This window comes from uncultured Salegentibacter sp. (genome assembly GCF_963972535.1).
In the GTDB taxonomy this organism is placed as follows: domain Bacteria; phylum Bacteroidota; class Bacteroidia; order Flavobacteriales; family Flavobacteriaceae; genus Salegentibacter.
This window is the reverse complement of the sequence record NZ_CAXAVR010000024.1, coordinates 25181-32442: the sequence shown is the minus strand read 5'-3', so window position 1 is coordinate 32442 and position 7262 is coordinate 25181. Positions and strand designations below refer to the sequence as shown.

The window sequence follows — 7262 nt, the reverse complement described above, 5'->3', positions numbered from 1 at the left end:
TCAATAAAGAAAAATCGCCGGTTATTCTTCTATTAGACAATATTACCGGGGAAGCAAATATTGGTAGCATCTTTAGAATCGCCGATGCTTTTAATGTAGAAAAGATTGTATTCTCTGGCACTGAGCCTAATCTTGATAGCAGAAGACTGCAAAAAACGTCAAGAAACACTCATAAAACCGTAGTTCATGAATTTACGCAGGATGCACCGGGTTTTATAAGAGATTTAAACAATAGTAGCGTTTATGCGCTTGAAATTACTTCAGGCAGTATTCCGGTAGAAAATTTTCAATATCCTGAAGAAAAAAAGAACGTTATTCTAATCCTGGGAAATGAAGTTTCAGGAATTAATAAAGAATTATTAAAGATTTCAGATAAACATTTGCATATCAATATGTTTGGGCAAAATAGTAGTATGAATGTTGCCCAGGCCGCAGGAATTGCATTATATGAAATATCAAAAACAATATTCGCTTTCACTAAGAAATAATATATTTACCTCGTGAATTCAAAATCGATTACTTTAGGGATATTAAGAGCGGCAGGAATAATGATTGGCATTGTTCTCTTGCTGTATTTTTTATGGGAAATCCAATCGGTATTGGTTTATATCGCTATTGCGGCTGTAATTTCGCTTATTGGCCGGCCTGTAGTCATCTTTTTTAGACAAAGATTAAAGATTCCAAACCAACTTTCGGTAATTCTTGTACTTATTCTTGTTCTTTCCATATTTGCGGGAATTATTTTCGTCTTTGTCCCCATCGTGGTAGAGCAAAGTCAGTATTTAAGCCGAATAGATATGGAAGCTTTTAGAAGCGATTTAAATGAACTTAACGACCAAATAAATAACTATCTGGGAGTTCAGGAGATTAACCTAATTGAAGGCTTAAAACAAAGCGAATTTATTAGAAACTTTGATATAAGTGCGGTTCCCAGGCTTTTAAACAATGTTTTTAGCATTTTGGGAGCTACTATTATTGCTATTTTTTCTATACTATTTATTTCCTTTTTTTTACTTAAAGACAGTAAGTTAATGCTGAATAGTATTTTGGTTTTTGCAAACCGTGGTGACGAAAAGAAATTTCAGCGTGTTTTTAATAAAATTAAAATTTTACTATCGCGCTATTTTGTTGGGCTTACCTTGCAAATAACCGTACTATTTGTTCTTTACGCGGTTTTATTAAGTGTTTTTGAAATTAACAATCCTATAGCCATTGCTTTTATTTGTGCATTTTTAAACCTGGTACCTTATCTAGGTCCTCTGTTTGCCGGAATTTTAATGGCATTGTTTGTAATTTCCAGTAATCTTGGTGCCGACTTTCAACTAATTATACTCCCAAAATTAGGGTATATAATGTTGGGCTATGCTATTTGTCAGCTTATAGATAATATGATCTCTCAACCTATGATTTTCGGTGCCAGCGTAAGATCACATCCATTAGAAATTTTTTTAATAATTTTAATTGCAGGTATTATTTTTGGAATTACCGGGATGGTGGTCGCAGTACCCTTCTATACAGCGCTTAAAGTAATTGCAAAAGAATCTTTAAGTGAATATAAGATCGTAAAACGACTTACCCGAGACCTTTAAACCTTTAATTTTGAATAAAGCGATTTTAAATGACGAGGTTCGGGAATTTCTTAAAAATAACCTGAAAACCACTGCTGCCGAATTAGCGCTACGCGGAAGCTCTTTTAGTGGAATTTCTTCTTCAGAATTAGCACAACAACTAATAGGATTACAAAAGGCTGAAAGAAAGTTGCCAACCTGGTTTAAAAACTCCCAGATTTATTATCCACCAAAACTAAATTTAGAGCAAACTTCTTCTGAAACTACTGCAAAATACAAGGCTTCACTTGTAAAAGGCAAAACTTTAATAGATCTAACCGGCGGACTGGGAATAGATGACTTTTATTTCGCTCAGAATTTTAAAGAAGTAATTCATTGCGAATTAAATGCTGAATTATCTGAAATCGCAGCACATAATTTAAAACAATTAGGGCGGGAAAATATTTCCTTTAAAAATGTTGATAGCATTGAATATTTAAAAGAAACCGATCAAAATTTCGATTGTATTTATGTAGATCCCGCGAGGCGTGATAATGCAGGAGGAAAAGTCTTTAGACTGGCCGATTGTTTACCGAATGTTCCTGCGAATCTGGACTTGCTTTTCAAGAAAACCGATATAATTCTTATAAAAACCTCACCACTACTCGATTTACAAGCCGGAATTTCAGAATTACAGTTTGTTACTGAAACACATATAATAGCAGTAAATAATGAAGTTAAAGAATTACTCTGGTTACTTAAGAAAGGCGATAATCAGGAAACAAAAATCAAAACGCTAAACTTTACGAAAAAAGGTGTAGAAAAATTTGAAGGAATTTTAGACAAACTCACCGGCGTAGTAGCATATTCTTTGCCTAAAAAATTTCTATATGAGCCAAATGGAGCTATCATGAAAAGCGGACTTTTCAAGGAAATTGCTTTACAAACGCAAACGTCTAAACTTCATCCCAACTCTCATTTGTATACCTCAGAAAAAGAAATTAATTTCCCAGGAAGAAAATTTAAAATACTTGATATTGAAGACTATAAACCCGGCTTGTTAAAGAAGAAGTTTAAAAACCTGAAAGCCAATATTACCACCAGAAATTTTCCTGAAAGCGTTGTTATTTTGAGAAAAAAATTAAAAATAAAAGACGGCGGAAAAAGCTATTTATTCTTTACCACCAATATCAATAATCAAAAAATAGTGCTGATTTGCGAAAAGGTTTAGGCGCGATTCTGTAACCTGTCTTTTACAAATTCAACCTTGGTTTTCCCGTGCGGGGTTGGTTTGCCCTCTTCATCTAAAGTCACCATAATTACTTTATCTATAGTAATAATAGTATGACGTGTCATTTTATTTCTAACCTCGCATTTTAAAGTTAGCGAGGTATTACCGAATTTAAGCACTTCAATCCCTATTTCAACAATATCTCCCTGTCTCGCAGAATGCTGAAAATTTATCTCACTCATATATTTAGTGACACATTTAGAATTCTCCAGCTGTATAATACTATATAGCGCACATTCTTCGTCTATCCAGGCCAATAATTTCCCTCCAAATAAAGTTCCGTTAGGATTTAGGTCTTCAGGCTTAATCCATTTTCTGGTATGAAATCTCATATTTTTCTTTTAAAATTAACCATAAAATATGGGCTGGTAAAAACTTTTAAAAGTATTACCGGCTCCATAATTTCAATCCGATTATTTTAGATATTAATAATTAAAAGTATAGAATTTAAAAAATCTATAAATAATTTTTAGCCGCTTCAATTATTTCAGCGTGGTCAAATGCTAATTCTGGTAAATCGTTAATACTCACCCAGGAAGCTTCTCCTGCATCGTCCCCGGCCTTAAGCTCTTCTTCACAGAATATTCGGCTTACAAAAGCTATAGAAATGGTTCTTCCCCTGGGATCACGGCCCGGAGCACCAAAAGCTCTCACCTGTTCCATTGTTTTTACCGCAACTCCTGTTTCTTCTTCGAGTTCCCTTTTGGCGGCTGTTTCTAAATCTTCGGCCTCATTAATATAGCCACCAGGCAATGCCCACTGCCCTCCGTAAGGATCATTTTTTCTTTTTATAAGTAAAACCTTGAATTCATTATTTGCATTACAAAAAACTACACTATCTACGGTTACTGCTACTTCTTGCTGTTTCATTATTATTCTAATTTAAAGTTTTAGGTATTTTAATATCTGTTTTAAATCTTTTATTGAAGCGTTCTATAAAATATGCTGAAAGCAATGGCGAAGCCTCTTCTATATTCTGATGTATAAAAAAGTATACATTCTTCAAACCTTCTTTATGCCATTCTTCAAGCTTATCTAACCAGTCGTCCAGCCTCGTATAATCTGAACTATGATTAGCGCCGTTGTATCTAATAAAAGCGGTAGGATTACTCAATCGCATATGAATAAGATCGCGTCTTCCGGCTGTATCTGTAATTATATGTGCTACATCTCTTTTTATCAGAACATCGTATAGTTCATTAGCTGTGTTTTCATCAGCATACCAATCCGGGTGCCTTAATTCTAAAGAGAGCGGAATTTCCTTTGGCCAATGCGCAAGGAAATCATCTAACCTATCTATAAACTTTGGAGCAAAATCGTCTCGCATTTGAAGAAAAACCATTCCTAATTTCTCTTTTAATTGAAGCAGGTTTTTTACAAAATCATCAGTTAGCTCCTCGGTCCCATTAAGCCTTTTTATATGACTAATAATTCTTGGAACTTTTGGGAAAAACTTAAAATTATCATCTGCTTTTCCATACCATTTTTCAAATTGCTCTTCGGGATACATTCTATAGAAAGAACCGTTGAATTCTATACTATTAAATTGGGAGGAGTAATATTTCAACTCATCTTTTGTACCCTTAGGATAAAAGTTCTTCAGGTCTTTTTTGTTCCATTTTGCACAACCAATACGCACATCTTTGAACCCATTTTTATTTCCATTCTTATTAAGTACTTTAATGGTGTCTGGATGAGTCTCAGGCAGCGTAAAATCGATATTTTCGGGATGGTCTACTTTTCCAAAATTCATTTTAAACTAATATTTGTTAAAGTAAACGGTTTTTCTATTGGTAAATTCTTTGATCCCGTGATGCGATAATTCTCTTCCATAGCCTGAAATCTTAGTACCGCCAAATGGTAGTCTCGGGTCACTTTTAACAAGCTCGTTCACGAAAACGGCTCCATCTTCAAATTTGGGAACCATTTTAAGTGCAAATTTTTCATCTTCTGTAAAAATGGAAACGCCAAGACCAAAACTGGAAGAATTAACGAGATCTACCGCTTCCTGATCATCTTTAAATTCGGTTACAGAGATGGCAGGGCCAAAAGTCTCTTCATCAAAAATTGGCATTCCTTCTTTGGCTCCTGTTATAATAGTTGGTTCAAAATAAGTCCCATCGCGTTTTCCGCCTAAAATAATTTTCGCCCCTTTTTTTACGGAATCTTTGATCTGGTCTTCCAGGTCTTCAGCAAGGCTTTCTTTAGCCATTACGCCAATAAAGGTTTCTTTATCCATAGGATTGCCACTTTTTAACTCGCGAACCTGCCTGGTGAATTCATCCAGGAATTCTTCAGCGATATCTTTATGTAATAGTAAACGTTTCCCGGCAATACAGCTTTGACCAGTATTTTGAAACCGTGCTTGAACGCAGGTTTTAACGCTTTCAGCAATATTTGCGTCTTTAAATATCACTAAGGCATTGCTGCCTCCAAGCTCTAAAACCGATTTCTTTATTTCTTCACCGGCAATAGAAGCTACACTGCTTCCAGCACGGCCGCTACCGGTTAAGGTTACGGCTTTTACATTTGTATTACGTATTATATTTTCAACTTTTTTACTGCCAATTACCAGGTTTTGAAAACAATCTTTAGGAAAACCTGCTCTTTCAAATACTTTTTGAATATTATTAGCAGAAAGCATCACGTTACTGGCGTGCTTTAGAATTCCAATGTTCCCGGCCATAAGTGCCGGCGCCGCAAACCTAAATACCTGCCAGAATGGATAATTCCACGGCATCACTGCCAAAACAACTCCTATAGGTTCATAAGCTACATAAGAGTTTTTAGCATCGGTTTTTATCTTTTCATTTTCTAATTGAGATTCTGCATTCTCAGCATAATATTCACACACCCAGGCGCACTTCTCTATTTCTGCAATAGCCTGGGTAATAGGTTTGCCCATTTCTTTGGTAATAGCTTCTGCATATTCCTGGGAATTGTCCTTAAGCTCTTTTGCGGCTTTCATCATTAAATTACTGCGCTCGGCAAATGAAGTTTCCTTCCAGGATTTAAACCTGGAATGAGCTTTTTGTATGCATTTTTCAACTTCGGTATCACTTAATTCGTGATGGTTAGAAATTTCCTCTCCTGTATATGGATTCCTTGAAATTATCATTGGCTAATTAATGTTTTTAGAATTTGGTTGATCCAGGCTTTCATTTAAAGATAAAAAGAAGAATAGGCTTAGGCAGGCCGATTAAGACGATTTTAACGTGTAGAAATGTTTATAACTAGTTTACAAGTCTTTAATGAGGCCCGACTTTTGAGGTTTAAAGTTTACTAAATTTAAGAAAACACAGTTCTTATGATACCACGTGACCTTCAATTAGTAGCACTTAGGCCAGAAATTCCTTCGGCCCGAGTTTCAGAAAACATGAGTTTAGACGAACAATTTCAGAACAGAACTTTACGGCCAATCGCCAAACTTCAGGATGAATTGTTACTGGAAGTCTTTAGAAATTATACCAAAAAGCACAAGAACAAATTCTATGAACTTAAGCTTGAAAAGCGCTTTATTTATATTGAAAACGCAATCCAAAAGGATATAAAATTCAGAAATAGTTTAAAAGGTATTATAATAGGACAATTCACTTTAGAGGAATATGCTACTTATATTGAGAATTCTTCGGCCTTAAATAAACGTATGATGAATATTGTAAAAGAGCGTTTACAGAGCAATATCCAGCTTCTAGAAGAGGAAGTAGCGTACTAGAAGTCCTATTAAAATAGTGATCGCAAAACTCATTAATGTACCTATAAGTACGTATTCGGTTTGCTTTCTGGCACTGGCATCGGTTTTATCGCTGAAGCGTAAAATTGATTTTGCTGCGATCAGAAATCCTATGGCCGAAAAATTTTGAGTGAGAATAAAGGTTAGCACTAAAATCCTTTCAAAAATACCTATATACCTTCCTGCTGCTTCCAGGCTGTGGCTTTGGCCATTGGGTTCAAGTTCATTATGCCAGCGGCTGGTAGCTTTGCCAATTAGAAAACCGGTTGGGAAAATAACCAGTAAATATCCCATCAAAATTGCAAGGATCTGTTGTGAAGAAAATATTTCAGCAACAAAAGGAATCAATTCTGAAAAGCCTTCAATAAGATAAAGCCAAACCAAAATTATGATGAGTATATGCCATAATTGATCTAATAAAAACAGTTTTAAAGTATCTTTTTTATGCTGAAGTTTCCATAGATCGATAAAAAAATGACTTACACTAATTACAATGGGTATATACCATAAATGCCATTGCTGAAGGAAAAGATAAGTTAGAAAACCTGCTAAGAATGAATGAAAATATAAAAACCAGGAGCTCGCTTTGTTCTCTCTTTTTTGTTTTACCAGTTTGGTGGGTTGCAGCACAAAATCGGTTAAAATATGTGCCAGGAGAAGTTGAAGCAGGATTAATGTAGTTTCTTCCATA

The 7262-nt window shown here is 35.0% G+C and carries 9 protein-coding genes; 4 read left to right on the top strand and 5 right to left on the bottom strand.

What is annotated here, in order from left to right; translation table 11 throughout:
• From AACZ30_RS05225 to AACZ30_RS05215, 3 genes are all read left to right on the top strand, one after another.
• Positions 1 to 488, top strand: a 488-nt coding sequence (locus AACZ30_RS05225; protein ID WP_339648123.1) for a TrmH family RNA methyltransferase, incomplete at its 5' end; no start/stop codon positions are given.
• Positions 489 to 500: 12 nt separating this feature from the next.
• A complete protein-coding gene (locus AACZ30_RS05220; protein ID WP_075326891.1) occupies positions 501 to 1589 on the top strand; it encodes an AI-2E family transporter in 1089 nt (362 codons plus the stop codon).
• A gap of 10 nt (positions 1590 to 1599) precedes the next feature.
• Positions 1600 to 2778 (top strand): class I SAM-dependent methyltransferase, encoded by a 1179-nt coding sequence (locus tag AACZ30_RS05215; protein WP_339648121.1) that lies wholly within the window; start codon positions 1600 to 1602, stop codon positions 2776 to 2778.
• Here the strand turns inward: AACZ30_RS05215 and AACZ30_RS05210 are convergent.
• The 4 genes from AACZ30_RS05210 to AACZ30_RS05195 form a co-directional block, all read right to left on the bottom strand.
• A complete protein-coding gene (locus tag AACZ30_RS05210; RefSeq protein ID WP_339648119.1) occupies positions 2775 to 3170 on the bottom strand; it encodes a hotdog domain-containing protein in 396 nt (131 codons plus the stop codon). The genes AACZ30_RS05215 and AACZ30_RS05210 overlap by 4 nt on opposite strands.
• Before the next feature lie 124 nt (positions 3171 to 3294).
• A complete protein-coding gene (locus tag AACZ30_RS05205; protein ID WP_208225542.1) occupies positions 3295 to 3708 on the bottom strand; it encodes an NUDIX hydrolase in 414 nt (137 codons plus the stop codon).
• Positions 3709 to 3715: 7 nt separating this feature from the next.
• Complete coding sequence (locus AACZ30_RS05200) at positions 3716 to 4591, bottom strand: DUF72 domain-containing protein (RefSeq protein WP_339648118.1); 876 nt, start codon at positions 4589 to 4591, stop codon at positions 3716 to 3718.
• 6 nt (positions 4592 to 4597) lie between these two features.
• Positions 4598 to 5956, bottom strand: coding sequence for an NAD-dependent succinate-semialdehyde dehydrogenase (locus AACZ30_RS05195; protein WP_339648117.1), 1359 nt, complete (start codon positions 5954 to 5956; stop codon positions 4598 to 4600).
• A 189-nt stretch (positions 5957 to 6145) separates the two neighbouring features.
• Between AACZ30_RS05195 and AACZ30_RS05190 the strand changes: the two genes are divergently transcribed.
• The gene (locus tag AACZ30_RS05190; protein ID WP_057483138.1) at positions 6146 to 6553 is read left to right on the top strand and encodes a hypothetical protein; all 408 of its coding nucleotides are present in this window, start codon (positions 6146 to 6148) and stop codon (positions 6551 to 6553) included.
• Here AACZ30_RS05190 and AACZ30_RS05185 read toward each other — a convergent pair.
• A complete protein-coding gene (locus AACZ30_RS05185) occupies positions 6530 to 7261 on the bottom strand; it encodes a DUF3307 domain-containing protein (protein WP_339648115.1) in 732 nt (243 codons plus the stop codon). The genes AACZ30_RS05190 and AACZ30_RS05185 overlap by 24 nt on opposite strands.
• Position 7262: the final 1 nt, after the last annotated feature.

What these genes read in the sequence shown, in the direction of transcription:
- AACZ30_RS05200 (WP_339648118.1), bottom strand. Translation starts at nt 4,591, where the DNA reads ATGAATTTTGGAAAAGTAGACCATCCCGAAAATATCGATTTTACGCTG.
- AACZ30_RS05205 (WP_208225542.1), bottom strand. Translation starts at nt 3,708, where the DNA reads ATGAAACAGCAAGAAGTAGCAGTAACCGTAGATAGTGTAGTTTTTTGT.
- AACZ30_RS05185 (WP_339648115.1), bottom strand. Translation starts at nt 7,261, where the DNA reads ATGGAAGAAACTACATTAATCCTGCTTCAACTTCTCCTGGCACATATT.
- AACZ30_RS05190 (WP_057483138.1), top strand. Translation starts at nt 6,146, where the DNA reads ATGATACCACGTGACCTTCAATTAGTAGCACTTAGGCCAGAAATTCCT.
- AACZ30_RS05210 (WP_339648119.1), bottom strand. Translation starts at nt 3,170, where the DNA reads ATGAGATTTCATACCAGAAAATGGATTAAGCCTGAAGACCTAAATCCT.
- AACZ30_RS05195 (WP_339648117.1), bottom strand. Translation starts at nt 5,956, where the DNA reads ATGATAATTTCAAGGAATCCATATACAGGAGAGGAAATTTCTAACCAT.